The sequence below is a fragment of the Streptomyces sp. NPDC047049 genome, from assembly GCF_040643995.1.
In the GTDB taxonomy this organism is placed as follows: domain Bacteria; phylum Actinomycetota; class Actinomycetes; order Streptomycetales; family Streptomycetaceae; genus Streptomyces; species Streptomyces mooreae.
Genome location: NZ_JBEYVM010000018.1, coordinates 38,058 through 62,400, shown reverse-complemented (window position 1 = coordinate 62,400; position 24,343 = coordinate 38,058). Strand labels below are relative to the sequence as shown.

Sequence of the window (24,343 nt, the reverse complement as noted above, 5' to 3'; positions counted from 1 at the left end):
GCGGCCGGTCCAACGGAGCCGCCCGCGCGGGTCGCAGGGCAGGGCGGGGGCGGAGCGAACGGGGTCGCGTGAAGGGCGGCGCAGGCGAAGGGGCATGCACTACGGCTACCAACGCCGTCCCCTCCCCCGCGGGTGACGGGGCAAACGGCACCCGAACGGGCGGTGGATCGTGCGTCCGTCTTACGCCGCCGGGCGGAGCGGCTTCCGACAGGCCGTCACCTTGTGCTCCCGTCGGCCCCGTTCAGGGACGCAGTGCCGCCGGGCGGGACCGGCCCGCCCGCAACACGTCGAAGACTCCCGGCACTTGGCGCATGGCCCGCATCAGGGACGGCAGCCCGGCGGCGTTCGGCAGATGCAGGGTGTAGGTGTGACGGACCCGCTGTTCGCGCGGGGGTTCGACAGCGGCGGACACCACGGCGGCGCCCTGGGAGGCGATGGCTTCGGTGAGGTCGGCCAGGAGCTGCGGCCGGCTGAAGGCCTCGGCCAGGAGGGTGACGCGGCAGCCGTGGCCCCCCTGTCCGGCACCCCGCCAGCGCACCCCGACCGGCTGCCGGCCGGTGGCCGCCATCCGCGCCACGGCGGGGCACAGGGCGCGGTGGACGGTGACCGTGCCGCCCCGTACGGCGAATCCGGTGACGGTGTCCGGCGGCACCGGGGTGCAGCAGCCCGCCAGCCGGACCGCGGCGCCCGGCAGGTCCGCCACCACGAGGACCGACGCCGCGACCGGGCCCGCTCCGGGCCGGTCGTCGTCCGCGGCCCGGCGGCCGGCCGGGGGCGCCGCGACGGGCCCCTCACCGGCACCGGCCGGGCGGGCGCCGGGCTCCTGCGGCCCGGCCAGCCAGCGGGCGATGGCGAGCCGGGCGGCGGGCGTACGGGCGTGGTCGAGCCATTCGGGCGAGGGGCCGGCCGCGGAGTCCGGGGCCATCAGCAGCTGCAGGCTGTCGCCGTCGTGCAGGACGGTGGAGAGGGTGGCGAGCCGGCCGTTGACGCGGGCGCCGATACAGCAGTGCGCCACCTCGCCGTGCCGTTCGTAGGCGGCGTCCACGCAACTCGCCCCGGCGGGCAGACCGATGGCACCGCCCGGGAGGGCCGGCGAGCCGTCCGACGGGGCGTCGGTGCAGAAGACGGTGATCTCCCGGTCCTGGGCGAGGTCGTCGCGCAGCGAGGTCCAGAACGTGTCCGGGTCGGGGGTGGTGCGCTGCCACTCCAGCAGCCGGGAGAGCCATCCGGGGCGGGTCGGGTCGGCCCGCTCGCCCTCGGGGGCGTCCACGCCGTCCGTGGGGGCGTACGGGTTGCCCAGCGCGATCACCCCGGCCTCGGCGACCCGGTGCATCTGGTGCGTACGGATCAGGGTCTCGGCGATCTCCCCGGAGGGGCCGGCGACCGCCGTGTGCAGCGACTGGTAGAGGTTGAACTTGGGGGCCGCGATGAAGTCCTTGAACTCGGAGACGACCGGGGTGAAGCAGGTGTGCAGCTCGCCGAGGACGGCATAGCAGTCGGCGTCCTCCGCCACCAGCACCAGCAGCCGCCCGAGGTCCGCGCCGGTCAGCTCGCGGCGGGCGAGGCGTACGCGGTGCACCGAGACGAAGTGCCGGGGCCGGACGAGGACTTCGGCGTCGATGCCCGCCTCGGCCAGGACGGTGCGCACCCGCTGCGCGAGGGCGGTGAGCGGGTCGGGCCGGGTGGCGTACTCCATGACCAGGGCCCGGGTGGTGGCGTACTCCTCGGGGTGCAGGATCGCGAAGACGAGGTCCTCCAGCTCGGCCTTGAGCGCCTGCACGCCGAGGCGTTCGGCGAGCGGGATCAGCACGTCGCGGGTCACCTTGGCGATCCGGGCCTGCTTCTCGGGGCGCATCACGCCGAGGGTGCGCATGTTGTGCAGCCGGTCGGCGAGCTTGATGGACATCACCCGGACGTCGTTGCCGGTCGCCACCAGCATCTTGCGGAAGGTCTCCGGTTCGGCGGCCGCGCCGTAGTCGACCTTCTCCAGCTTGGTGACGCCGTCGACCAGGTAGCAGACCTCGGCGCCGAACCGCTCCCGCACCTGATCCAGCGTCACCTCCGTGTCCTCAACGGTGTCGTGGAGCAGGGAGGCGGTCAACGTCGTGGTCTCCGCGCCGAGTTCGGCGAGGATGAGGGTCACCGCGAGCGGATGGGTGATGTACGGCTCGCCGCTCTTGCGCAGTTGGCCGCGGTGCGAGGACTCGGCGAGCAGATAGGCCCGGGTGAGGGTGTCCAGGTCGGCGTCCGGGTGGTGCCCGCGGTGCACCTTGGCGACGTGCTCCAGGGCGTGCGGGAGGCCGTCGCGCGGGGCGGGTCCGAGCAGGGCGGCCCGGCCGATCCGGCGCAGGTCTCTGAGCTCCAGCCGGCGGCGGCCGCGCTTGCGGCCCGCTGCTCCAGGGTTACCAGGGTTTGTGGCCTCTGCGCTCATGGGCACCTCCGGCAGCGTCGACCGGCGGTGGGACGCGTCAGTTGGGGCGTCCGGGCCGGTGCTTGATGCTATCGACCCCATCACGCAGCGCTGTCCACCTCTCGCTCAGAGTGATACGGATCACCCGTTCGAGCGAACCTTTCGGCCGTAGCCGTTCCTCGTGAAAGGTCTGGGCCCCGGACGTCGCAGGGGTCGCGTCAGGCGAGCGCGGCGGTCAGCCAGGCGGGGTCGAAGGTGCCCTCGGCGACGATCTCGGCCGGTCCGGTCATCTCGACCGTGCCGTCGGGCAGCTCGGTGATGGAGAGGCTGCCGCCGAGCACATCCACCGTGTAGGTGGCGGGTGTGCCGGTCTCCGCGGGGGCCGGGCCGTCCCTGCGGGCGGTGGCGACGGCGACCGCACAGGCGCCGGTGCCGCAGGAGCGGGTCTCGCCCGAGCCACGCTCGTGGACCCGCATCGCCACATGGTGCGGCCCGCGGTCGGCGACGAACTCGATGTTCACGCCGTCGGGATAAACCGATGCCGGGCTGAACGGCGGTACGGCCAGCAGGTCGCCGGCGTGGGCCAGGTCCTCGACGAAGACGACGGCGTGCGGATTGCCCATGCTCACGTTCCGGGCCGGCCAGCTCCGGCCGCCGACGGTGACGACGACGCTCTCCTCGAAGAGCTCGGCGCGGCCCATCGAGACCGTGACATCGCCGGTCTTGGCGACGTGGACGCGGCGCACGCCGGCGCGGGTGGCGATGGCGAGGTCACCGGCCTCGACCAGGCCAGCGTGCAGCAGATAGCGCGCGAAGACGCGGACGCCGTTGCCGCACATCTCGGCGATCGAGCCGTCGCCGTTGCGGTAGTCCATGAACCACTCGGCCTCGTCGGCCTGGCCTCGGGCCTCCGGGTGCGCGGCGGAGCGGACGACGCGCAGCACGCCGTCGCCGCCGAGTCCGGCCCGCCGGTCGCAGATCCTGGCGACGGCGGTCGCGGGCAGGTCGAGGCGGCCGTCCGGGTCCGGGACGATCACGAAGTCGTTCTCCGTACCGTGGCCCTTGAGGTAGGCGAGGCGCTGCGTACTGGTCACCCCTGCATCGTACGGGGCCACCGGGAGGATCGGCCTGACGGGGCCGGGTGCGCGCCCGTACACGGCACGCGGGCCCTCCCCGGAGACCCCGCCCCGGTTCAGCGCAGCCGGGCCACGCGCCAGATGGCCAGTGAGGCCGGGACCGCCACCACGAGGGCGTAGAGCAGCACCACGCGCCAGTCCGGACGGCGGCCGGAACCGGGCACCGGGAGCCCGGGCCAGGTATGGCCGACGCGGCGGGCGGCCATCATGCCCCAGCCGGCCGCGCAGCAGCACAGCAGCAGGCCGAGCATCGCGATCATCGCACCGCCGTCGCCGCCGACCTCGAAGGCGAGGGGAAAGGCGAACATCAGCGAGCCGAGGACCGCGAGCGCCACGATCGGCGCCAGCTGCCACAGCCGCAGCCGGCGTGGCGGGCGCAGCTCCCGGAAGGACTCGCCGCCCTCGCCGGGGCGGTCGGCGCCGGAGTCCGGGGCGTCGGAGTCGTCCAGGGTGTCCGGGTCGGGAGCGGCACCGGGCAGGCCGTCCTCGGCGCCCGGACCGTCGTCGGTCAGGGGTGCCGGGTCAGTGCCGCCGTCCGGTTGCTGCGCTCGGTTGCGAGGGCCGGCCTCCATTGCCACGCGCCCTCCCCACTGCAGACTGCACGCCTCGATCGAAGGTCGATGATGACACGCCCTCAGGGGCCCGGATGACGGCCGGAGCGTCCCGATGCCATGACGTGATCAGGCTGTGACCGGTCGTTCGAGCAACGCCAGGGCCTGTCCGGGAAGTTCCGCGCGGTGCTCGGCGGCGCCGCTGAGCCAGTGGACCCGCGGGTCCCGGCGGAACCACGAGTCCTGGCGGCGCGCGAAGCGCTTGGTGGCGCGCACCGTCTCGTCGCGCGCCTCCTGCTCGGTGCACTCCCCCGCGAGCTGGGCCAGCACCTGCTGATAGCCGAGCGCCCGCGAGGCCGTACGGCCCTCCCGCAGCCCCTGGCCCTCCAGCCGGCGCACCTCGTCGACCAGGCCCGCCTCCCACATGCGGTCGACCCGGCGGGCGATCCGCTCGTCGAGCTCGGGGCGCGCGACATCGACACCGATCTGCAGGGTGTCGTAGACCGCTTCGTGGCCGGGGAGGTTCGCGGTGAAGGGGCGGCCGGTGATCTCGATGACCTCCAGGGCGCGCACGATGCGACGGCCGTTGCTCGCCAGGATCGCGCGGCCCGCCTCGGGATCGGCGGCGGCGAGCCGGGCGTGGAGGGGGCCGCTGCCCCGTGCGGCCAGTTCGGCCTCCAGGCGGGCGCGCACCTCCGGGTCAGTGCCGGGGAAGTCCAGGGCGTCGATCGCACCGCGTACATACAGGCCGGAGCCGCCGACGAGGACCGGGGTCCGGCCCTCGGCGAGCAGCCGGTCGATCTCGGCGCGGGCCAGCCGCTGGTACTCGGCGACGCTGGCGGCGCAGGTCACGTCCCAGATGTCCAGGAGGCGGTGCGGGACACCCTGCTGCTCCTCGGGCGTGAGTTTGGCGGTGCCGATGTCCATGCCGCGGTAGAGCTGCATGGAGTCGGCATTGATGACCTCGCCCCCCACGTGCTGTGCGAGCGCGACGCCCAGATCGGACTTTCCGGCCGCGGTGGGACCGACGACGGCGATGACCCGCGGAGCGGGAACGACGGTGTTCACCCCGCCAGTCTCGCAAACATCGCACCCCCGTCCCGAACGAGCGACGTGACGGGCAACCGATGGGGTCGTTGCCTGTTGCGAGGTCCCGAGTGGCCGGTGCGCCTCACCGGCGCCCGCGGGCGGCGCAAGGGACCGTTCCCCGGCGGCACGCGATGTCGCCATCTGAAGAGCGTAGGAGCAGTTATGGGCGTGTTTTCGCGGTTTCGCCGCCGTAAGTCCGAAGCGTCGACGGAGGAGCCCGCCGCCGCGGCGGTGACGGCCGGGGCGGAGCAGCCGGCGGAGATGGAGGAGGCGGCGGAGGAGCCGGCGGCGCCGGTCGTTCCGGCGGCCGCGGAGGCTGCCGGTGCCGCCGGGGAGGCCGGGGAGGCCGGGGAGGCCGCGGACTCCTGCGCGGAGGACTCCCGCGCGGACGAGGGCGACGCCGCGGCACCCGGGCCGTCGGCCCCGGAAGCGTCCGGAGGGGCTGTGGCCGGAACGGCAGCCGGCGACGGGCCGCAGGCGGAGAAGTCCGGCGAGAAGTCCGGCGAGAAAACCGGCGAGAGCGCCGGAATCCCCCGGCAGCAGTCGGCCGAGGCCGCCGCGGACAGCGAGAGCGCACGGCAGAAGTAGCCCGCCGTGCACACCGTGCTCTCCGTACGGAGCCCGACGGCCGCGGGGCGGAGCGCCCCGCGGCCGTCGCCGTACCCGCCCTCGGTACCGCGCTACGACCAGGACGCCACGAAGTAGCCCACGCCGTACGGGGCCTCCTCGCCCAGCAGCCGGCCGCTCAGGCCGGCGTCCTCGGCCGCACCCGCCAGCACCTGCCAGCAGGCCCGTCCGGACGCCTGGAGGGCGGCGGCCGGCTCCTCGTCCAGGGCGGCCAGCGCCTCGGTGTCGGCGGTGCCCAGAGCGCGGGCCGTGGCGGCGTCGAAGGCCTCGGCCCGCTCGTCGAAGTAGCCGGGCGCCTTCACCGTCCGGCAGGCGCTGCCGTCACCCATCACCAGCAGGGCCACCCGGGGCGCCCAGGCCGCGATCTCCCGGCCCGCCGACAGCGCACGCTCGCGCGGCAGCGACTCGGCCACCCCCAGCCCCTCCACGGGTGCGCCGGCCCGTTCCGTACGCGACAGCAGCCAGGCGCCGACCGCCAGCGACGGCGGGAGTTCGCGCTCCGGCACGGTCTCCGCGGCGCCCAGCCGCACCTCCAGATCCACCCCGAAGCCGCGGAAGGAGCCGGGGGCGCCCTGCGGATACGGGCCCCGGCCGGCCTCGTCGGACGGGCCGAGGACGACCAGCCGGTCGGGGCGGGCCGCGGCGAGCACGCCGATCGCGTCCAGGCAGGCGGCGCGCAGCGCATCGAGTTCGGACGCCGCCCCGGCGGCCACCTCCGGGACGAGGAGCGGCGGGCAGGGGCAGACAGCGGCGGCTACGAGCATGCCACGCAGCGTAACGCCCCTGCTGCGGGCCGGTCAGGGCGCCCTGACCGGCGGCGTGCACGCGGCCGGGCGGTCGCTGCCGGTCAGTCGCAGCCGCAGCCGGCGGCGGGCGCCGGGCCCGGCGCCGGGGCCCCGATGGTGGGCAGGCCCAGCAGCACGCCCTGGGGCTTCTGCGCCGGCGCGGCGTTGCGCTTCTCCCAGGCGTCACCGGCGCGGGTACGGCGGACCGCCTTGGCCGGGCCCTCCGCCAGGAGGTGGTGCGGGGCGGCGTAGGTGACCTCGACGGTCACCGTGTCGCCGGGGCGGACCATCTCGTCGGGGCGGGTGAAGTGCACCAGACGGTTGTCGGGGGCGCGGCCGGACAGGCGGTGGGTCGCCTCGTCCTTGCGGCCCTCGCCCTCGGCGACCAGGACCTCCAGGGTCCGGCCGACCTGCTTCTTGTTCTCCTCCCAGGAGATCTCCTCCTGGAGGGCGACCAGGCGCTCGTAGCGCTCCTGAACCACGGCCTTGGGGATCTGCCCCTCCATGTCGGCCGCCGGGGTACCGGGGCGCTTGGAGTACTGGAAGGTGAATGCCTGGGCGAAACGGGACTCGCGGACCGTGTGCAGGGTCTGCTCGAAGTCCTCCTCGGTCTCGCCGGGGAAGCCGACGATGATGTCCGTGGAAATGGCGGCGTCCGGCATGGCGGCGCGCACCTTCTCGATGATGCCGAGGAAGCGCTCCTGGCGGTACGAGCGGCGCATCGCCTTGAGCACGGTGTCCGAGCCGGACTGCAGCGGCATGTGGAGCTGCGGCATGACATTGGGCGTCTCGGCCATGGCGGCGATGACGTCGTCGGTGAAGTCGCGGGGGTGCGGGGAGGTGAAGCGCACCCGCTCCAGGCCCTCGATCCGCCCGCAGGCGCGCAGCAGCTTGCTGAAGGCCTCGCGGTCGCCGATGTCGGAGCCGTAGGCGTTGACGTTCTGGCCGAGCAGGGTGATCTCGCTGACGCCCTCGGCGACCAGCGCCTCGATCTCGGCGAGGATGTCGCCGGGCCGGCGGTCCTTCTCCTTGCCGCGGAGCGCCGGGACGATACAGAACGTACAGGTGTTGTTGCAGCCCACCGAGATCGAGACCCAGGCCGCGTACGCGCTCTCGCGCCGGGTGGGCAGGGTCGAGGGAAACGCCTCCAGCGATTCGGCGATCTCGACCTGCGCCTCTTCCTGGATGCGGGCACGCTCCAGCAGCACCGGCAGTTTGCCGATGTTGTGTGTCCCGAAGACCACATCGACCCAGGGGGCCTTCTTGACGATGGTGTCGCGGTCCTTCTGGGCCAGGCAGCCGCCCACGGCGATCTGCATGCCGGGGCGCGCGGCCTTCTTCGGGGCGAGCTGGCCGAGGTTGCCGTAGAGCCGGTTGTCGGCGTTCTCCCGCACGGCGCAGGTATTGAAGACCACCACGTCGGCGCCGTCGCCGTCCTTGGGCGCGGGGACGTATCCGGCCTCTTCCAGCAGGCCCGACAACCGCTCGGAGTCGTGGACGTTCATCTGGCACCCGTAGGTGCGGATCTCGTAACTCTTGTTCACGCCCACTGCCTGGCTCCGGTCGCTGCTGGTCATGCAATAAGGGTAGGCGGTACGGGAAGTACCTCCCGCCGCGGAGTCTTCGGGCCGGATCCGGCAGCCCCCGGTGTGCCGCGCCGCGCGCGGCCCGCCTCACAGGGACAGCACGATGGCGGCGCCGACACCGCCCGCCACCAGCGCGAAGGCCGCACTGCCGAAGCCGCCGTGCCCCCAGCGGAAGGGGCGGTCGAGCGCGAAGCGGCCGGGTCCGGTGGCCGCGACGGCCAGCGCGACGACGGCGATGGTCAGGGGATATTCGATACCGCCGGTCTGCTCCCAGAGCCCCTTGGGCGCCGACACGGCCATGGCGTTGATCATCACTCCGATGAGTGCGGCGGCCGCGAGGGGCGTGAGCAGCCCGACGGCGAGGCCGAGGCCGCCGAGGAATTCCGAGACTCCGGCGAGGCAGGCGAAGAACTCGCCCGGGCGGTAACCGAGGGCGGCGAAGCCCTTGCCGGTGGCGGCGAGGCCGTGGCCGCCGAAGATCCCGAAGAGTTTCTGGGCGCCGTGTCCGGCCAGGATCAGTCCCACGGTCAGACGCAGGAGGAGCAGGCCGAGGTCGGCGGCGAGCGGCGGTGAGCGGAGGGTGCCGGGCCGGGCGTGGGCATCGGCCGGCGGCTCGGTGTCCGGTTTCAGCGGTTTCATGGGGGACTCGCTTCCCGCACCGGCGCGTCATGGCCGCGGTGTCGGACACCGGCGCCGGTGCGCTCAGGGTGGACGGGATCGAGTGGGTGCGCGCCGGTCGGCGCGCGGTGAGGGACGTGCCAGGTCCCCGCTACGTCGAGAGGTCGGGAGGATGAAACCTCCACCATCGATCGTGCTACGCGAAGCGCCGTCTGCAAAGGGCGGTCGCGCACCGGGGCGCCTCCGCCTCCCGTGCCTCCCGCCGAGAGGCCCTGCCCCTCCCTTTCCGGCCGCGGTACTGGCAGGATCCCGCCCATGGTCACAGCTTTCTCCCGCACCGGCCGCCGGGCCTTCCAGGCGGCGGTCGCGGCACTGGTCGCCCTCGGACTGGGGCTGTGGTGGCTGCTGGCGATGGGCGGTGAGCCCACGCCCCGTGGGTCGCTTACGCTGGCGACGGGCGTGCCGACCGGCGTGTACGCACGGTACGGGGAGCTACTGAAGCAGGATCTGGCCCACGACCTGCCGGACGTCGATCTGCGGCTGGCCCGTACCGAGGGCTCCATCGACAATCTGCGGCAGCTGGTCTCCGGGCGCGCGGACTTCGCCATCGCGACGGCCGACGCGGTCGCCACCTACGAGGTCAGGGGCGAGCCGGGCGCGGACCGGCTGCGGGCGTGCGCCCGGCTGTACGACGACTACATGCAGCTGGTGGTGCCGAAGAAGTCCGCGGTGCGCTCGACGAAGGATCTGCGGGGGATGCGGGTGGGGGTGGGGACCGACGACTCCGGGGTCCAGCTGGTGACCCGGCGGCTGGTGGAGGCGGCCGGGCTGGACTTCCACGAGGACATCGAGCCGGTGCGGGTCGGCATCGACCAGATGCCCAAGCTGCTGGAGCAGCACAAGCTGGATGCCTTCTTCTGGTCCGGCGGCCTGCCGACGACGGCCGTGCAGCGCCTGGCACAGCGCTTCCCGGTGCGGCTGGTCCAGCTCGGTGATCTCAGCCCGGCGCTGCACCGGCAGGGGGAGCGGACCCGCTACTACCGGGCGGCGGTGCTGCCCGCCGACGCCTACCCCCTGGCCCAGGACGGGCAGGCGGTGAAGACGATCGCGGTGGCGAATCTGCTGGTCACGACCGACCGTGAGGATCCGGTGATGGCCCAGGGCATCACCCGTACGGTCATCGGCAGCCGGGACTCGATCGGGCGCCAGGTCCATGCCGCGCAGAAGGTGGATCTGCGGACGGCGGTGTTCACCGATCCGCTGGAGCTCCACGAGGGCGCGCGGCGCTATTACCTGTCCCAGAAGCCGTGAGCCGGAGGCGCCGAGCGGAAGCACGGGGGCCGGGGCACCGGGCCGGATGCGCCGGGCTCACCGCGTCCGCGAACGGGCCGGGGCCCGCACCGGACGGACCGGTGCGGGCCCCGGCCACGGGACGCGGGAGCGTCAGGCGCCGACGATGTTCTCCGCCTGCGGACCCTTCGGGCCCTGGGTCACGTCGAAGGTGACCTTCTGGCCCTCGAGGAGCTCACGGAAGCCCTGCGCGTTGATGTTCGAGTAGTGGGCGAAGACGTCGGGGCCGCCGCCGTCCTGCTCGATGAAGCCGAAGCCCTTTTCCGAGTTGAACCACTTGACGGTGCCGGAAGCCATGTTTTTCTCCTTCATGGGGCAAGCCGGAGACCACACTGCGCGGCCTCCTTGTCGCCGAGATGATTGCCCCACACCGGCACAGGTCCGGAAACAAGGAACGCCCGGGGCATCCAGCCTCCGGGCGCGCACAAAGTTCATCATGGGTACCACAACTGCAACGCCGTTCACGGTAGCACAGGTGCCGGGCAGGCCCCGGGGACCGCGCCCGCCGCCCGGCAGGCCGTGCCCGCCGTCCCGCGTCCCGTACGCGCCGGCCCGTCACGGGCCCGGTCACGGAGCGGTGCGCGGCACGGTGACCGTGACCTTCAGCCCGTGCGGCGGGTGCGGGGCGTAGGTGATGGTCGCGCCGCCCGCGGTGAGCAGGGCGCGGGTGATCGAGAGGCCGAGCCCGGAGCCGGAGACGTTTTGGTGGCGGCCGCTGCGCCAGAAGCGGTCGCCGATGCGGGCCAGCTCGTCATCGGTCAGGCCGGGGCCGCGGTCGGCGACGGTGACCTGGACGCGCTCGCCCGCCGCCGCGACGCCGACGGTGACCGGCCGGCCTTCCGGGGTGAACTTCAGGGCGTTGTCGACGACGGCGTCCAGGGCGCTGGACAGCGCGACCGGGTCGGCCCAGCCGGTGACGGCGCGCTGGCCTTCGTAGGAGAGGAGGACGCCCTTGTCGTCGGCCAGCGGGCGCCAGGAGTCGACGCGTTCGGCGGCCAGCGCCGCGACATCGGTGAGCTGGAGGTCGGCGGCGGTGTGTTCGGCGAGCGCCAGGTCGAGCAGATCGTCCAGGACGCGGGCCAGCCGCTTGCCCTCGGTGCGGACCGAGGCGATCTCCGCGTTGCCGTCGGGGAGTTCGAGGGCCAGCAGCTCGATGCGCAGCAGCAGCGCGGACAGCGGGTTGCGCAGCTGGTGGGAGGCGTCCGCGACGAAGGCGCGCTGCTGCTCCAGGACGTCCTCGACGTGGTCGGCCATCTCGTTGAACGAGCGGGCCAGCCGGCGCAGTTCGGGCGGTCCGGCGGTGGCCGCCACACGGGCGTTCATCCGGCCGGTGGCGATGTCGTGGCTGGCCGTGTCCAGGACGCGCACCGGCCGCAGCACCCAGCCGGTGAGGCGGAAGGCCGCGGCAACGGCGACGAGCATGGCCGCGCACTCCCCGGCCGCGATCAGCAGCCAGCTGCGCAGGACGCCGGCGCGCAGGTGCCCGGTGGGCGAGTCGGTCATCACGACGGCGACCACATCGCCGTCGCGGATCACCGGTGAGGCGACCGGGATGCGTCCGGTGTCGTCCCAGGGCCAGATCTGGTGCGGATCATGGCTGCGACGGCCGGCCAGCGCCTCGCGGAAGGCCTGGGCGCCCTCGCCGTCGCGGGGCACCGGCATACCGGCCGGGGCGGCGGCCATCGGGGTGTGATCGCGGTAGAAGACGCCGGCCCGGATCCCGTAGAGGCCGTAGTAGCGCGCGAGCTCGGTACGGAGGGTGGCCAGCCGCTCGTCCTCCTCCGGGGTCTTGTCGTCGGTGTCCGTGGCGGGGCGGGCGGTGACGAACTGGGCGAGGGAGGCGAAGCGCGCGGCGTCGTCGATCCGGTCGACGACCACTCGCTGCTGCTCCACACCGGCCGTGATGACGCCCAGCGGGATGCCCAGCGCGAGCAGCACACCGGCCATGAGGACGATGAGGAGAGGGAGGAGTCGGGCGCGCACCTGAGCGCGGCGGCCTTCAGGAGGCCGGGGAGGCGGGCAGCCGCCGCCCCGCGCCGGCGGCCGGGACGACCAGGCGGTAGCCGACGCCGCGCACCGTCTCGATCAGGGCGGGCATCCGCAACTTGGCGCGGAGCGAGGCGATATGGACCTCCAGGGTCCGGCCGGTGCCCTCCCAGCTCGTGCGCCACACCTCGCTGATGATCTGTTCCCGGCGGAAGACCACACCGGGCCGCTGGGCGAGCAGCGCCAGCAGGTCGAACTCCTTGCGGGTGAGCGGGACCGCGGCGCCGTCCACGGACACCTGGCGGGTGGGGAGTTCGACGGTGACCGCGCCCAGATACAGCGCCTCGCCGGGGACGCCCTCGTCGGCGGGCTGCTCCGCGCCGCCGGGCGTGTTGCGCCGGCTCACCGCATGGATACGGGCCAGCAGCTCACCGGTGTCGTACGGCTTGACGACATAGTCGTCGGCGCCGAGGTTGAGGCCGTGGATGCGGGAGCGCACATCGGACCGCGCGGTGACCATGATGACGGGGGTGGCGCAGATCTTGCGGATCCGGCCGCACACCTCGAAGCCGTCCTGGTCGGGCAGCCCGAGGTCGAGCAGCACCACCGCGAACGGCTCCGCATGGGCGGGCAGCAGGGCCTTGAGCGCCTCCTCGCCGTTGCGTGCGTGGACGACGGACAGGCCGTGCCTGGCCAGCACCGCGGACAGGGCCGCGGCGACATGATCGTCGTCCTCGACCAGCAGCAGTCTCATGTGGGCCTCCTCCCGGGGTGCGTGTGTACGGGCCACAGGGCATCTACGGCGATCCGAGGCGTGCGCGTCAAGAGGAGGCCACCTCCTGGCCGCCATCCGTTACCCAGCCGGTACGCCGGCCGGGCCGGGCCGCCGTCACCCCGCGCGAACCCCGCTTGACGCAGAGTGTCCGTTTGCGGCCGGATCGTTATCCTCAAGTTCCCCTCAGAAGTAATGACGCTGGTCGCAGGGCGTCATTACTGTCCTCCCAACCGAGGAGGACGGAGCTACACGCCGATGAGCGAAGTATCGGTGACCAAGAACGCCGAGGGTCCCGCGCCGGCAGCGGACCGGCTGGTCGTGCTGGACAACGTGAACAAGCACTTCGGCGCGCTGCACGTGCTCCAGGACATCGACCTGACGATCCACCGCGGCGAGGTCGTCGTCGTGATCGGGCCTTCGGGCTCGGGCAAGTCGACGCTCTGCCGCACGATCAACCGCCTGGAGACCATAGACAGCGGCAGCATCACGATCGACGGGAAGCCGTTGCCGCAGGAGGGACGGGAGCTGGCCCGGCTGCGCGCCGACGTGGGCATGGTCTTCCAGTCCTTCAATCTCTTCGCGCACAAGACGGTGCTCGAGAACGTGATGCTGGGGCAGACCAAGGTCCGCAAAACGGACAAGGCCGACGCCATGGCGAAGGCCCGTACCCTGCTCGACCGGGTCGGCGTCGGCACCCAGGCGGACAAGTACCCCGCACAGCTCTCCGGCGGTCAGCAGCAGCGGGTGGCGATCGCCCGGGCGCTGGCGATGGACCCGAAGGTGATGCTGTTCGACGAGCCGACGTCCGCGCTCGACCCGGAAATGATCAACGAGGTGCTGGACGTGATGCAGCAGCTCGCCCGGGACGGCATGACGATGATCGTGGTCACCCATGAGATGGGGTTCGCGCGCTCCGCGGCGAACCGGGTCGTCTTCATGGCGGACGGCCGCATCGTCGAAGAGGCCGAGCCGAACCAGTTCTTCAACAACCCGCGCAGCGACCGCGCCAAGGACTTCCTGTCGAAGATCCTCCACCACTGAGGCCGCAGTCGGGCCACCGTCATTGCCAACACTTGCTGAACCAAAGGATGTTCACCATGAGGATTCGTCAGACGGCTGCGGCCGGTGCGGTGGTGCTCGCGCTGGCGGCCACGGCTACTGCGTGCGGCGGGGAGAAGGGCACGGCGGGCGACAAGCCGGCCGGCGGAGAGGTCTACAGCGGCACTTACAAGGTCGCCTCGGCCCCGAAGACCGACTCCCCGGTGCTGAAGAAGGCCCAGAAGGCCAAGAAGATCGTCATCGGCGTGAAGGCCGACCAGCCGTTCCTGGGCTTCAAGGACACCGCCGGCAAATACTCCGGCTTCGACATCGAGATCGCCAAGATGGTCGCCGCCGACCTGGGCTTCTCCGAGAAGCAGATCGAGTACAAGACGATCGACTCCAACGTCCGTGAGACGACCATCTCCCGCGGCCAGGTCGACTACTACGTCGGTACCTACACGATCAACGACGAGCGCAAGAAGCAGGTCGGCTTCGCGGGCCCGTACTACACGGCCGGCGCGGACCTCCTGGTGCGCAGGGACGACAAGTCCATCACCGGCCCGGAATCCCTCAAGGGCAAGAAGGTCTGCTCGATCGTCGGCTCGACTCCGCTGCAGGAGATCAAGAAGCCGAAGTACGGCGCGGACACCAGCGAGCAGTCGAAGTACTCGGACTGCGTCAAGAACCTCGTGGACGGCCAGGTGCAGGCGGTCACCACCGACGACGCGATCCTGCAGGGCTACGCGGCACAGCGCCCCAGCCAGCTCCGGGTCGTCGGCAAGCCGTTCACCAAGGAGCCCTACGGCGTCGGTATGCGCAAGGACGACAAGGCCCTGCGCACCGCCATCACCGAGGCGCTGGAGAACCACATCAAGAACGGCGACTACGAGAAGGCCTACAAGGCCACGCTCGGCAAGTCGGGTTCGCCCTTCAAGGCCCCCCAGACCCCGCTTCCGCGCGACTGAGGCACCCCGCCCACCGGACCGCGCCGCCCCGTACGCCCGCCGCGGCGGGTGTACGGGGCGCGGTGTCTTCCGCGCCGCCCCCCTTTGATCCCCATCCCGCCGTCGACCCGACCGCTACCGCGGAGACCCCATGAACGTACTCCTCGATTACCTGCCCGAGTTCCGGGACGGGTTCCTCGGAACCCTGGCGATCACCGCGTCCAGCGCGCTGCTCGCCCTGGTCCTCGGCGTTGCCATAGCCGGCTTCCGGGTGTCTCCGGTCCCGCCGCTGCGCGCCTTCGGCACGGCCTGGGTCACGGTGCTGCGCAACACCCCGCTGACGCTGCTCTTCCTGGTCGCGTTCTTCGTCGTCCCTCAGGTGCTCTTCCGCGGCGCCAGCCCGTACGTCCTGGCCACCCTGGCCCTCGGCTTCTACACCTCCTCCTTCGTCTGCGAGGCGGTGCGGTCCGGCATCAACACCGTGCCGCTGGGCCAGGCGGAGGCCGCGCGCAGCATCGGCATGACGTTCTCCCAGACGCTGCGCGAGATAGTGCTCCCCCAGGCCACGCGCACCGTGCTGGCACCGCTCAGCAGCATCTTCATCGCGCTGACGAAGAACTCCGCCATCGCCGGAGCGTTCGGGTACGGCGAGCTGTTCAACCTCTCCAAGCTGCTCAACGACAAGGGGTACGCGATCGCCTGGATCTTCCTGTGGACGGCGCTCGCCTACCTCGTCATCACCTTCGCCATCAGCGGCACCTTCCGGGTGCTGGAGCGCCGGATGGGGGTCGTGCGGTGAACGGGCGCGGGAGGCCGGACGGGACGACGTGGGTGCCGCGCGCAGGCGGGGCGGAAACTAGTGAGGTAAGGGCATGAGCGGCGCCAGCGTTCTCTACGACGTACCCGGGCCGAAGGCAAGGACACGCAACCGCATCTACGGCGTCTGCGGTGCGCTCGCGATGCTGGGACTGCTCGTGTTCGCCGTGGTCCGGCTCAACACCAAGGGGCAGCTCGAACCCGAGGTGTGGAACATCTTCAACAACGCCGGAGTGCGGACCAACATCCGCGACGGCGTCCTGACGACACTGCAGGTCTTCGCGGTCGCGGCGGTGCTGTCGCTGGTCCTGGGCGTGCTGCTCGCGGTGGCGCGGCTGTCGGACCACAAGCCGGTCCGCTGGCTGGCGACCGGCTTCATCGAGCTCTTCCGCGCCGTCCCGCTGCTGATCACGATCTACGCGCTGTGGGTGGCGCTGCTGACCAACCGCGAAGCCCTCGGCCTCGGCGACGACGGGCCGCAGTTCTGGGCACTGGTCATCGGGCTGACGGTCTACAACGGCTCGGTCCAGGCCGAGGTGCTCCGGGCCGGCGTCAACGCCGTCCCCGCGGGACAGCGTGAGGCCGCCTACGCACTCGGTATGACCAAGACCCAGGTCATGACGACGGTGCTGCTCCCGCAGGCCGTCCGTGCGATGCTCCCGACGATCATCAGCCAGCTCGTGGTGACCCTGAAGGACACCTCGCTGGGCTACATCATCACCTTCGAGGAACTGCTCTTCACCGCCCGCCAGATGAGCACCAACATCCTCGTCAACGGCAATGACACCTATGTGCCGTTCATCATCGTGACCGGTGCCATCTACGTCGCGATGTGCCTGGCACTGTCCTCCCTCGCCAACTGGATCGAGCGGCGCGGCAGCCGGGCCAGGACCGGCATCAAGGTGGCCGCGGCCGGCGAGCCGGTGGCGGCCGGCGACGCGATGGAGGTGGCCGACGCGGTACCGGACAAGCCGGCGGCCCCGCAGGACTGAGCTGCGGCCGCCGCGCCCCCGCGCCGTCCTGACGGCGCGCCGGCCCCGCGCGGCTGAGAGGAGACCGTCCGGAGGCGGTGGCACCGCTGCCACCGCCTCCGTCACTTGACGCGAGCGGCCGCAGTGGGTTGCATACTCTGTGTGATCACGCACCGGGCTCCAACTGCCAGTTTCCGCCTGTCCCGTACGTACCAGCGGCCCCGGGGAGCTGCGCCGTGGACCCGGTGATCGTGGTCGGCGCCGGCCCGGTCGGCCTCTCCCTCTCCCTCGCCCTCGCCCGCCTCGGCGTGCCGAGCGTCGTCCTCGACGAGACCACCGGCCAGGAGGACACCCGGCCCGCCCGCACCGCCGTGCTCCACCAGGACACCGCCGCCTTCGTCGGCCGGCTCGGCTGTGCCGACACCCTGGAGAGCGACGGCACCCGGTGGACGGCCTGGCGCACGATGCGCCGCCGGCGCCTGCTGGAACGCATCGCCTTCGCCTCACCGGCCCCGGACGGCGCCGCCCCCGCCACCGCCGTTTCCCCGGTCCATCTGCCGCAGCATGCCCTCACCCGCGCGCTGCGCGCCGCACTCGCCCGCGAAAAGCTCGCCGAGATCGTCACCGGCAGCCGGCTCGCCGGTCTCGAACAGGACGAGCAGGGCGTCAGCGCCCACACCCGCGGCACCAACGGGACGTGGTGGCGCGGGAGTTACCTGGTCGGCTGCGACGGCCCCCGCTCGACCGTCCGCAAGCTGCTGGACATCCGCTTCCCGGGCCGTACGGCGGTGGAACGGCACGCGGTCGCCGCGCTGCGCTGCGAGCTCCCCTGGCCCGGCGAGGCGCTGCTGCACCGTTCGCCGCCCCGGCACGGCGGCGGACCGGGCAGCGAGGTGTCCGCCCGCCCGCTGCCCGACGGCATCTGGCGGCTGGACTGGCTGCTGCCACCGGGGCGCGAACTGGTCACACCGGACGCCCTGGTCGCCCGGATCCGCGACTCGCTGGCCGGCTGGACCACCGACCCCCCGGCAGACGTGGACGGCGCAACCGGCGCGGACGGCGGCGCGGCGCCCGCACGGGGGCGCGGCCACGGCCGGCTGGTCCCGCCGTACGAACTCCTCGACACCGGGGTGCACACCGTCCACCACCGGCTGGCCCGGCGCTGGCGCCAAGACCGTGCGTTCCTCGCCGGGGACGCCGCCCATCTGCTGGGCGCCCTCGGCACCCAGGGCCTGGACGAGGGGCTGCGGGACGCCGAAAACCTCGCCTGGAAGCTGGGCCTGGCCTGGCATCACGGCGCCGGTGAGGTACTGCTCGACAGCTACCAGGCCGAGCGCCGGGGCGCGGTCGCGGCCCGGCTGCGCGCCGCGGACCAGGCGCTGCCGCTGCTGCGCGACGGCCGCTCGGCCCGCTGGCGGACCGTGCTCCCGGGTGCGGTGCGCGGCCGCAGCACCCTGCTCACCGATGGTCATCTGAGCCGCGGCCCGCTGGGCGCGCCGCCGGTGTACGCCCGCACCCCGCTCGCGCCGCCCGTGACCGGCCCCGTCGTCGAGACGCTTCCCGGCGCGGCCGTCACGGATGTGCCGGTGACCGCGTCCGACGGCTCGGTGGTCCGGCTGCGCGACCGGCTCGGGCAGGGTCTTCTGGTGGTGCTGGTGGCACCCGGTACCGGTGTCTGGGACCGGCGGCACTGGCAGTCGGCGGGTCTGATGCCCCGGTTGGCCGAGGCGGTCGACGCGCTGCCGATGGCCGCCGAGATCCTGGTCACCGAGGCCTACCCGGGTGCGGCCGCGCACACCGTGCTGCTCGTACGGCCGGACGGACATCTGGTTACCACGCTGTCGGGGGTCCGCCCGGCCGAGATGGCCGCCTGTGCGGACGCGGTACGGGGCAGGGCGTACGGGCAGGACGCGGAGCCGGGGCGGGCCCGGCGGCCCGGGGGAACCGGCGACTTGGGGGTGGCCCGGGACGGCGGAGCCGGGCAGGGGGGAGACGGGGCGGGAGAGCCCGGCGAGGGTGCAGCCGGGGAGGGTTCAGCCGGGGCGAGTGGTGCCGGGGAGGGTGGTGCCGGGAAGGGTGAGCACGGGGCGGACGGAGCCGCGGAGAGCCGGACTTCCGCGGTTGACCCTGCGCGAACGTCCATGCTTCACTTCGAGGATGACTGATCACAGCTCGCGATTCTGGCGGAGGGTCCATCTCGACCTGCTCCGCTATGCGGGCTGCATGTGTCGTCCGTCCTGTTGATCCGCAGCTCCTTCCCCGCGCGGCCGCCTGCCCCCTCCCGGCAGCCGCGCCTCTTCGCGATCACCCAGGACGGTTTCCGTGCCCGACGTACGTACCCCTGCGCGCCCGCGTGCCACCGGCCATGACGGTGGGCCCAGCGCCCGTGAACTTCTCGACTTCGCCCACCGCACCGCCGCGGACCCGGAGCTCATCGCTTCGCTCCCGCTCGACCCCGAAGGCCGTACCTGGATCCGGCTGGACGGGCCGGGCGGCAGCGAGGCCTGGCTGATCGGCTGGCCGCCCGGCACCGGTACCGGCTGGCACGACCACGGCGGCTCGCACGGCGCCTTCGCGACGGCCGCCGGCGAGCTGACGGAACAGTCGCTCACCGCTCAGCTCCCCACCGAGGGCTGGAAGACGCTGGAGCTCGCCGACGACGTGGACCGGGAGCGCAAGCTCAGCGGCGGCCGCGGCCGGGCGTTCGGCCCGCACCATGTCCACCAGGTGCTCAACCTGTCCCCCCGGAACCACGCGGTGTCGGTACACGCCTACTACCCGCCGCTGCCGTTGATGCGCCGCTACAGCCGCACCGGGCCACTGCTGCGGCTCGAAGCGGTCGAGCAGCCCGAGGAGTGGACATGAGCGCGGTCGACGAGCTGCTGGCCCGTGCCCGGCGCGAGCTGGGGCACCGGGTGGGTCCGCGGGAGGCCGCCGCCGTCCAGGAGGCCGGCGGGCTGCTGGTGGACATCCGCTACGCAAAGCTGAGGGAGCGCGACGGCCTCATCCCGCGCGCGCTGATCGTGGAGCGCAACGAGCTGGAGTGGCGGCTCGACCCGACGGGCGAGCACCGCGCCCCGGAAGCGACCCATCACGCCCTGCCGGTCGTGGTCGTCTGCAACGAGGGCTACGCCTCGAGCCTCGCGGCACTCTCCCTGCGCGAGCTGGGCCTGCACCGGGCGACCGACCTGGAGGGCGGGTTCCAGGCTTGGCGGGGGGCCGGGTTGCCGGTGGGGTGAGACGGGGGGGGCGAGGGGGCTGTGGCTCCTTCGCCGCCTTTCTCGCTCCCCCGCCCCTCCCCTTCCCTCCCCCACCCCATGGCCTCGGCTTGTTCTGCTCATGTGTCCGGCAGACAGTGCTCCTCCAGGAGTGCCGGGTCCTCGCCTTCTTCCTCCAGGGCCTGCCTGACCACCCGGAGGGCGAACCCTTCGGGGTACCCCTTGCGGGCCAGCATTCCGGCCAGACGGCGCAGGCGCTTCTCGCGGTCCAGGCCTCGGGTGGAGCGCAGTTTGCGGTCGACCAGCTCGCGGGCGGTGGCCTCCTCCTGTTCGGAGTCGAGGCGGCCGACGGCCACATCGATGAGGGCGGAGTCCACACCCTTGGTGCGCAGTTCACGGGCCAGGGCGCGGCGGGCCAGGCCGCGCCCGTGATGGCGGGACTCCACCCAGGCGTCGGCGAAGGCCGCGTCATCGATCAGTCCGACGTCCTCGAAGCGGGAGAGGACTTCCTCCGCCGCCTCCTCGGGGATGCCCCGCTGGTGCAGGGCGTCCCCGAGCTGCTTGCGCGTACGAGGGCTCCCGGTGAGCAGGCGCAGGCAGATCGCCCGTGCCTGCTCCTCAGGTGTACGCGGTGGTCCCGACCCGGCCCTCGACGCCTCGGGCCCACCGCTGCTCTCCCGGCCATGACGGCCCTTGCGCCCCTGACGGGTCTCGGCGTCGCCGGCAGCGGTGCTGGTGTCGTCCTCGCTGCCCGGCCATTCCGTTCGCCGCGTCATGGCGGGCTAGCTCTTGGCCGCGGCGGCCTTGGAACCCTTGGCACCCTTGGCCGCCGGTGCCGGAGCTGCGACCGCCGGTTCGCCCGCCGCCACCGCGGCGTCCGCGCCGGGCTCCGCCGCCGGGTCCTGCGGCTGCACGCCGATGCCGAGCTTTTCCTTGATCTTCTTCTCGATCTCGTTGGCGAGATCCGGGTTGTCCTTGAGGAAGTTACGGGCGTTTTCCTTGCCCTGGCCGAGCTGGTCGCCTTCGTAGGTGTACCAAGCGCCGGACTTGCGGATGAAGCCGTGCTCCACGCCCATGTCGATCAGGCCGCCCTCACGGCTGATGCCCTGGCCGTAGAGGATGTCGAACTCGGCCTGCTTGAAGGGCGGGGAGACCTTGTTCTTGACGACCTTGACGCGGGTGCGGTTGCCGACCGCGTCCGTGCCGTCCTTGAGGGTTTCGATGCGGCGGATGTCGAGACGCACCGAGGCGTAGAACTTCAGCGCACGTCCACCGGTGGTGGTCTCCGGCGAGCCGAACATCACGCCGATCTTCTCGCGGAGCTGGTTGATGAAGATCGCGGTGGTCTTGGACTGGTTGAGCGCGCTGGTGATCTTGCGCAGCGCCTGGCTCATCAGCCGGGCCTGGAGGCCGACGTGGGAGTCGCCCATCTCACCCTCGATCTCGGCCCGCGGCACCAGGGCGGCGACGGAGTCGATCACGATGAGGTCGAGTGCGCCGGAGCGGACCAGCATGTCCGTGATCTCCAGGGCCTGCTCGCCGTTGTCCGGCTGGGACAGGATGAGGGAGTCGGTGTCCACGCCGAGCTTCTTGGCGTACTCGGGGTCAAGGGCGTGCTCGGCGTCGATGAACGCGACGGAGCCGCCGGCCTTCTGGGCGTTCGCGACGGCGTGCAGGGTCAGGGTCGTCTTACCGGAGGACTCCGGGCCGTAGACCTCGATGACGCGGCCGCGGGGGAGGCCGCCGACGCCGAGCGCGACGTCGAGCGCGGTGGATCCGGTGGGGATGACCTCGATGGGCTCCTTCGACCGCTCCCCCATGCGCATCACGGCGCCCTTGCCGAATTGCCGTTCAATCTGTGCGAGCGCGGCGTCCAGCGCCTTCTCGCGGTCGGTGCCTGCCATGGGTTCCACCCGATTTGCTTGAGTCGATCGCTTCACGTCCATGACGCTAACGCCTGCCACTGACAATGCGCCCGGACCCGGCTCCGGCCTGTGGATAACTCCCCGGAAAAGCCCGAGGACACAGGCCGGATCTCCCATGAGAATGGATGTTCGATTTTGGTGTCAAGCGGTACCGGCGCGCGTCGTCGACGGGTTGCCGGACCGGCACCGGCGCTCCACTCCCGGCCGCGCGCCGCAGCCCCCGAGGCCTCCCGGCCGTGAGCAGCAGCCCGACCGCCCATGGCCTCCCGGCCGCGCGCGGTGCGCAGTGCGCCCCGGGGCCCGGCCCCGCACGGGTCAGCGGACGCCTTCGCCGTCCTCCCGGACACCGCCGTCCGCCTTCCGGTCCTCCAGCGGGGCCGAGGGCTGCTCGTCGTGCAGGGTCCGCCGGAAGCGGGCCAGCACGCCGGCACCGCGCCGGCGCCTGCCGTGGACCCGCAGGTCGTCGGTGACCTCGTACCGCTTGACGTACGCACCGAGGAACGCCTGCAGCGTCGCCGTGGCCGGGATCGCGATCAGTGCGCCCACCGCGCCCATCAGGGCCGTGCCGGCGACGACCGAGCCGAAGGCGACGGCGGGGTGGATGTCCACGGTCTTGGCGGTGATCCGCGGCTGCAGGAGGTAGTTCTCGAACTGCTGGTAGGTCACGACGAACCCGAAGACCCACAGGGCGTACCAGGGGTCGACGGTGAACGCGATCAGGATGGGCAGGGCGCCCGCGAGGTAGGTGCCTATGGTCGGGATGAACTGGGAGACCAGCCCCACCCAGATGGCCAGTGCCGGGGCGTAGGGCACCTCCAGGACCTGCAGCAGGACGTAGTGCGTGCCACCGGAGATCAGCGCCATCAGGCCGCGGGAGTAGAGGTAACCGCCGGTCTTGGCGACGGCGATCTCCCAGGCGCGCAGCACCTCCGTCTGGCGGTGCGGCGGGAGCACGGAGCACAGGGCGCGCCGCAGCCGGGGGCCGTCGGCGGCGAAGTAGAACGAGAACAGGGCCACCGTCAGCAGGTTGAACAGGCTGCCCAGCACCGTCGCGGAGACGGCCAGGACGTTGTTGGCACTGTCCTGGACGTACTTCTGCAGCCAGTCGGACTTCAGCAGGTTGTTCTGCACCTCGACCCGCGAGAGGTGGGTGTGCAGGGTGCTGTTGATCCAGCTGATGACGGAGTCCAGATACTGCGGGAACTCCTCCACCATGTTGGCTATCTGGCCGGCCAGCATGGAGCCCAGGAGCGCGAAGAACCCGGCCGCGGCGACGAGGATGCTCACGAACACCAGGCCCGTGGCCAGTCCGCGCCGCATGCCCCGGGCCGCCATCCAGTCGACGGCCGGTTCGACGGCCAGCGCGAGGAAGAACGCGATCAGCACATTCAGCAGCAGGGTGATCAGCTGGTGGAATCCCCAGGTGGCGAGCTGGAAACAGGCCACCAGAGCGAGCGCCAGCACCATGGCACGCGGCAGCCAGCGCGGCATCCGCGCATCGGACCGGTCCTCGGACCGGCCTTCGGGGCGTGGGATGTCGTTGCTGATGATCTCATCTGACTCGGGCACGGAGCCAAGTGTCGCGCACCGCTGCGGCACCCCGGGGCCCAGCCCGTGCCTCAGCCCCGCGGCGCCCGGCCGCCGGGCTCGCTCGTTCCCAGGTCAGAGCCTCGCGCCCGGCCCTTCTCAGCGCTTTTCGGGCGGCACGTCCATCACCGAGCAGACCACCCGCCACACCTCTTTGGCGCTCCACCCCGCGTCCAGCGCCTCATGAACGGTCCGGCCGCCGAGGTCCGCCATCACATGATCGCGCGCGAAGGAGTCGGCATACGCCGCACCGAAGTGCTCCGCCATCCGCTGCCAGAAGATCGTCAACCGCATGAGTTCCGCTCCGTACCCGCTGTGACCCGTGGCCGCCGCGTGTTCTGCCCGCACGCCTTCGCATGCCCCGCACGCCCGCGCGGGGATATACGCAGAGTAAGGCCCAGCGCGGGATGTCCGGGCGCGAACCCGGACCCGGCCCCGGGCCGGCAAGCCCCGGGACCCCCGGCCGAGGAATCCCGAGGTGCGAGAAAAGTCACCGCATTCTCGAATTCCGGCCCCGGGGAGAAGGCCGCTTTCGCGCCTCCCTGATAATCCGGACGGACCCTTCGAGTCTTTCCCGGCCGCCGGGAAGAGGTGCCCGCGCACGCGGGTGGGGGCCGGACTCCGAAGTCCGGCCCCCACTCGCAGGACAAGCATGTCGTGCCATGAATTCACCAGCGATACCACCGGCCGCGCTTACCCCCGGCACCCGCGGAACGCAGCACGAACCCCAGCAGCCACACGGCGAGCACGATGACCGCCACGATCCACAGGGCCTTCAAGGCGAATCCGGCACCGAAGAGAAGAAGCGCGAGAAGAAGTACGAGAAGCAGGGGGACCATAATCATCAACCTCCGAGGCATCGTGTGAGGCATCGTGTGCCCCGCGGAATTCCCCCCCAACCTCCCGAACTTATGTGTTTCTTAGCCGG

Annotated in this window: 25 protein-coding genes; 10 read left to right on the top strand and 15 right to left on the bottom strand. The window is 72.2% G+C overall.

Translation table 11 applies throughout. The features are described 5' to 3' along the window. Positions 1-241: 241 nt before the first annotated feature. From ABZ851_RS29465 to miaA, 4 genes are all read right to left on the bottom strand, one after another. Complete coding sequence (locus tag ABZ851_RS29465) at positions 242-2,431, bottom strand: HD domain-containing protein (RefSeq protein ID WP_361133734.1); 2,190 nt, start codon at positions 2,429-2,431, stop codon at positions 242-244. A 197-nt stretch (positions 2,432-2,628) separates the two neighbouring features. Continuing rightward, the gene (gene dapF, locus ABZ851_RS29460; protein ID WP_361133731.1) at positions 2,629-3,504 is read right to left on the bottom strand and encodes a diaminopimelate epimerase; all 876 of its coding nucleotides are present in this window, start codon (positions 3,502-3,504) and stop codon (positions 2,629-2,631) included. 98 nt (positions 3,505-3,602) lie between these two features. Next, positions 3,603-4,118, bottom strand: coding sequence for a hypothetical protein (locus ABZ851_RS29455; RefSeq protein WP_361133908.1), 516 nt, complete (start codon positions 4,116-4,118; stop codon positions 3,603-3,605). Positions 4,119-4,226: 108 nt separating this feature from the next. Further along, positions 4,227-5,165, bottom strand: a complete 939-nt coding sequence (gene miaA / locus ABZ851_RS29450; RefSeq protein WP_093491636.1) for a tRNA (adenosine(37)-N6)-dimethylallyltransferase MiaA — start codon at positions 5,163-5,165, stop codon at positions 4,227-4,229. A gap of 183 nt (positions 5,166-5,348) precedes the next feature. On the opposite strand from miaA, the gene ABZ851_RS29445 reads away from it, so the two are divergent. Further along, positions 5,349-5,774 (top strand): hypothetical protein, encoded by a 426-nt coding sequence (locus ABZ851_RS29445; RefSeq protein ID WP_361133727.1) that lies wholly within the window; start codon positions 5,349-5,351, stop codon positions 5,772-5,774. A 92-nt stretch (positions 5,775-5,866) separates the two neighbouring features. Here the strand turns inward: ABZ851_RS29445 and ABZ851_RS29440 are convergent, their stop codons facing one another. From ABZ851_RS29440 to ABZ851_RS29430, 3 genes are all read right to left on the bottom strand, one after another. Next, positions 5,867-6,577 carry a class III extradiol dioxygenase subunit B-like domain-containing protein gene (locus ABZ851_RS29440; protein ID WP_361133724.1) on the bottom strand — a complete coding sequence of 237 codons (711 nt, stop codon included), beginning with the start codon at positions 6,575-6,577 and terminating at the stop codon, positions 5,867-5,869. Between the two features lie 83 nt (positions 6,578-6,660). Further along, complete coding sequence (miaB, locus tag ABZ851_RS29435) at positions 6,661-8,175, bottom strand: tRNA (N6-isopentenyl adenosine(37)-C2)-methylthiotransferase MiaB (RefSeq protein ID WP_361133721.1); 1,515 nt, start codon at positions 8,173-8,175, stop codon at positions 6,661-6,663. Positions 8,176-8,271: 96 nt separating this feature from the next. Next, the gene (locus tag ABZ851_RS29430; RefSeq protein WP_361133718.1) at positions 8,272-8,823 is read right to left on the bottom strand and encodes a DoxX family membrane protein; all 552 of its coding nucleotides are present in this window, start codon (positions 8,821-8,823) and stop codon (positions 8,272-8,274) included. A 294-nt stretch (positions 8,824-9,117) separates the two neighbouring features. Between ABZ851_RS29430 and ABZ851_RS29425 the strand changes: the two genes are divergently transcribed. Further along, positions 9,118-10,113, top strand: a complete 996-nt coding sequence (locus ABZ851_RS29425) for a TAXI family TRAP transporter solute-binding subunit (RefSeq protein WP_361133715.1) — start codon at positions 9,118-9,120, stop codon at positions 10,111-10,113. A 132-nt stretch (positions 10,114-10,245) separates the two neighbouring features. Here the strand turns inward: ABZ851_RS29425 and ABZ851_RS29420 are convergent, their stop codons facing one another. The 3 genes from ABZ851_RS29420 to ABZ851_RS29410 form a co-directional block, all read right to left on the bottom strand. Then, positions 10,246-10,449, bottom strand: a complete 204-nt coding sequence (locus ABZ851_RS29420) for a cold-shock protein (protein WP_336052876.1) — start codon at positions 10,447-10,449, stop codon at positions 10,246-10,248. A gap of 270 nt (positions 10,450-10,719) precedes the next feature. Next, the gene (locus tag ABZ851_RS29415) at positions 10,720-12,135 is read right to left on the bottom strand and encodes a HAMP domain-containing sensor histidine kinase (protein WP_361133712.1); all 1,416 of its coding nucleotides are present in this window, start codon (positions 12,133-12,135) and stop codon (positions 10,720-10,722) included. Between the two features lie 16 nt (positions 12,136-12,151). Then, a complete protein-coding gene (locus ABZ851_RS29410; RefSeq protein WP_361133709.1) occupies positions 12,152-12,892 on the bottom strand; it encodes a response regulator transcription factor in 741 nt (246 codons plus the stop codon). Between the two features lie 276 nt (positions 12,893-13,168). Here ABZ851_RS29410 and ABZ851_RS29405 point away from each other — a divergent pair, with 276 nt between their 5' ends. The 8 genes from ABZ851_RS29405 to ABZ851_RS29370 all read left to right on the top strand — a co-directional run bounded on the left by ABZ851_RS29405 (position 13,169) and on the right by ABZ851_RS29370 (position 19,924). After that, on the top strand, positions 13,169-13,954 hold the full coding sequence (locus ABZ851_RS29405) for an amino acid ABC transporter ATP-binding protein (RefSeq protein ID WP_088800397.1): 786 nt from the start codon (positions 13,169-13,171) through the stop codon (positions 13,952-13,954). Between the two features lie 56 nt (positions 13,955-14,010). After that, on the top strand, positions 14,011-14,919 hold the full coding sequence (locus tag ABZ851_RS29400) for a glutamate ABC transporter substrate-binding protein (RefSeq protein WP_336052882.1): 909 nt from the start codon (positions 14,011-14,013) through the stop codon (positions 14,917-14,919). Between the two features lie 130 nt (positions 14,920-15,049). Continuing rightward, positions 15,050-15,697 carry an amino acid ABC transporter permease gene (locus ABZ851_RS29395; protein ID WP_336052884.1) on the top strand — a complete coding sequence of 216 codons (648 nt, stop codon included), beginning with the start codon at positions 15,050-15,052 and terminating at the stop codon, positions 15,695-15,697. 73 nt (positions 15,698-15,770) lie between these two features. Then, the gene (locus ABZ851_RS29390; RefSeq protein WP_336052886.1) at positions 15,771-16,706 is read left to right on the top strand and encodes an amino acid ABC transporter permease; all 936 of its coding nucleotides are present in this window, start codon (positions 15,771-15,773) and stop codon (positions 16,704-16,706) included. Positions 16,707-16,921: 215 nt separating this feature from the next. After that, positions 16,922-18,850, top strand: a complete 1,929-nt coding sequence (locus tag ABZ851_RS29385; RefSeq protein ID WP_361133704.1) for an FAD-dependent monooxygenase — start codon at positions 16,922-16,924, stop codon at positions 18,848-18,850. Then, entirely contained in the window at positions 18,843-18,929 is an 87-nt protein-coding gene (locus ABZ851_RS29380) for a putative leader peptide (RefSeq protein WP_311624691.1), read from the top strand. The genes ABZ851_RS29385 and ABZ851_RS29380 overlap by 8 nt, the downstream gene beginning before the upstream one ends. Before the next feature lie 78 nt (positions 18,930-19,007). Beyond that, positions 19,008-19,550, top strand: coding sequence for a cysteine dioxygenase (locus tag ABZ851_RS29375; protein WP_336052889.1), 543 nt, complete (start codon positions 19,008-19,010; stop codon positions 19,548-19,550). Then, positions 19,547-19,924, top strand: coding sequence for a rhodanese-like domain-containing protein (locus ABZ851_RS29370; RefSeq protein ID WP_361133701.1), 378 nt, complete (start codon positions 19,547-19,549; stop codon positions 19,922-19,924). Before ABZ851_RS29375 ends, ABZ851_RS29370 begins: the two co-directional genes overlap by 4 nt. Before the next feature lie 98 nt (positions 19,925-20,022). Here ABZ851_RS29370 and recX read toward each other — a convergent pair whose 3' ends face one another. From recX to ABZ851_RS29345, 5 genes are all read right to left on the bottom strand, one after another. Beyond that, positions 20,023-20,679: a recombination regulator RecX gene (recX, locus tag ABZ851_RS29365; protein WP_361133698.1), complete on the bottom strand. Its 657-nt coding sequence runs from the start codon at positions 20,677-20,679 to the stop codon at positions 20,023-20,025. Between the two features lie 6 nt (positions 20,680-20,685). Further along, complete coding sequence (gene recA / locus ABZ851_RS29360; RefSeq protein ID WP_088800390.1) at positions 20,686-21,807, bottom strand: recombinase RecA; 1,122 nt, start codon at positions 21,805-21,807, stop codon at positions 20,686-20,688. Positions 21,808-22,143: 336 nt separating this feature from the next. After that, positions 22,144-23,319, bottom strand: coding sequence for an AI-2E family transporter (locus ABZ851_RS29355; protein WP_361133905.1), 1,176 nt, complete (start codon positions 23,317-23,319; stop codon positions 22,144-22,146). Positions 23,320-23,514: 195 nt separating this feature from the next. After that, entirely contained in the window at positions 23,515-23,709 is a 195-nt protein-coding gene (locus ABZ851_RS29350) for a DUF3046 domain-containing protein (RefSeq protein WP_336052894.1), read from the bottom strand. 374 nt (positions 23,710-24,083) lie between these two features. Then, positions 24,084-24,254 (bottom strand): hydrophobic protein, encoded by a 171-nt coding sequence (locus ABZ851_RS29345; protein WP_086716166.1) that lies wholly within the window; start codon positions 24,252-24,254, stop codon positions 24,084-24,086. Positions 24,255-24,343 lie beyond the last annotated feature (89 nt).

Excerpts from the sequence above, each read along its gene's own strand:
- ABZ851_RS29465 (WP_361133734.1), bottom strand. The coding sequence starts at position 2,431 with ATGAGCGCAGAGGCCACAAACCCTGGTAACCCTGGAGCAGCGGGCCGC.
- ABZ851_RS29455 (WP_361133908.1), bottom strand. The coding sequence starts at position 4,118 with ATGGAGGCCGGCCCTCGCAACCGAGCGCAGCAACCGGACGGCGGCACT.
- ABZ851_RS29445 (WP_361133727.1), top strand. The coding sequence starts at position 5,349 with ATGGGCGTGTTTTCGCGGTTTCGCCGCCGTAAGTCCGAAGCGTCGACG.
- ABZ851_RS29440 (WP_361133724.1), bottom strand. The coding sequence starts at position 6,577 with ATGCTCGTAGCCGCCGCTGTCTGCCCCTGCCCGCCGCTCCTCGTCCCG.
- miaB (WP_361133721.1), bottom strand. The coding sequence starts at position 8,175 with ATGACCAGCAGCGACCGGAGCCAGGCAGTGGGCGTGAACAAGAGTTAC.
- ABZ851_RS29430 (WP_361133718.1), bottom strand. The coding sequence starts at position 8,823 with ATGAAACCGCTGAAACCGGACACCGAGCCGCCGGCCGATGCCCACGCC.
- ABZ851_RS29425 (WP_361133715.1), top strand. The coding sequence starts at position 9,118 with ATGGTCACAGCTTTCTCCCGCACCGGCCGCCGGGCCTTCCAGGCGGCG.
- ABZ851_RS29420 (WP_336052876.1), bottom strand. The coding sequence starts at position 10,449 with ATGGCTTCCGGCACCGTCAAGTGGTTCAACTCGGAAAAGGGCTTCGGC.
- ABZ851_RS29410 (WP_361133709.1), bottom strand. The coding sequence starts at position 12,892 with ATGAGACTGCTGCTGGTCGAGGACGACGATCATGTCGCCGCGGCCCTG.
- ABZ851_RS29405 (WP_088800397.1), top strand. The coding sequence starts at position 13,169 with ATGAGCGAAGTATCGGTGACCAAGAACGCCGAGGGTCCCGCGCCGGCA.
- ABZ851_RS29400 (WP_336052882.1), top strand. The coding sequence starts at position 14,011 with ATGAGGATTCGTCAGACGGCTGCGGCCGGTGCGGTGGTGCTCGCGCTG.
- ABZ851_RS29395 (WP_336052884.1), top strand. The coding sequence starts at position 15,050 with ATGAACGTACTCCTCGATTACCTGCCCGAGTTCCGGGACGGGTTCCTC.
- ABZ851_RS29390 (WP_336052886.1), top strand. The coding sequence starts at position 15,771 with ATGAGCGGCGCCAGCGTTCTCTACGACGTACCCGGGCCGAAGGCAAGG.
- ABZ851_RS29380 (WP_311624691.1), top strand. The coding sequence starts at position 18,843 with ATGACTGATCACAGCTCGCGATTCTGGCGGAGGGTCCATCTCGACCTG.
- ABZ851_RS29370 (WP_361133701.1), top strand. The coding sequence starts at position 19,547 with ATGAGCGCGGTCGACGAGCTGCTGGCCCGTGCCCGGCGCGAGCTGGGG.
- recX (WP_361133698.1), bottom strand. The coding sequence starts at position 20,679 with ATGACGCGGCGAACGGAATGGCCGGGCAGCGAGGACGACACCAGCACC.
- recA (WP_088800390.1), bottom strand. The coding sequence starts at position 21,807 with ATGGCAGGCACCGACCGCGAGAAGGCGCTGGACGCCGCGCTCGCACAG.
- ABZ851_RS29355 (WP_361133905.1), bottom strand. The coding sequence starts at position 23,319 with ATGCCGCGCTGGCTGCCGCGTGCCATGGTGCTGGCGCTCGCTCTGGTG.
- ABZ851_RS29350 (WP_336052894.1), bottom strand. The coding sequence starts at position 23,709 with ATGCGGTTGACGATCTTCTGGCAGCGGATGGCGGAGCACTTCGGTGCG.
- ABZ851_RS29345 (WP_086716166.1), bottom strand. The coding sequence starts at position 24,254 with ATGGTCCCCCTGCTTCTCGTACTTCTTCTCGCGCTTCTTCTCTTCGGT.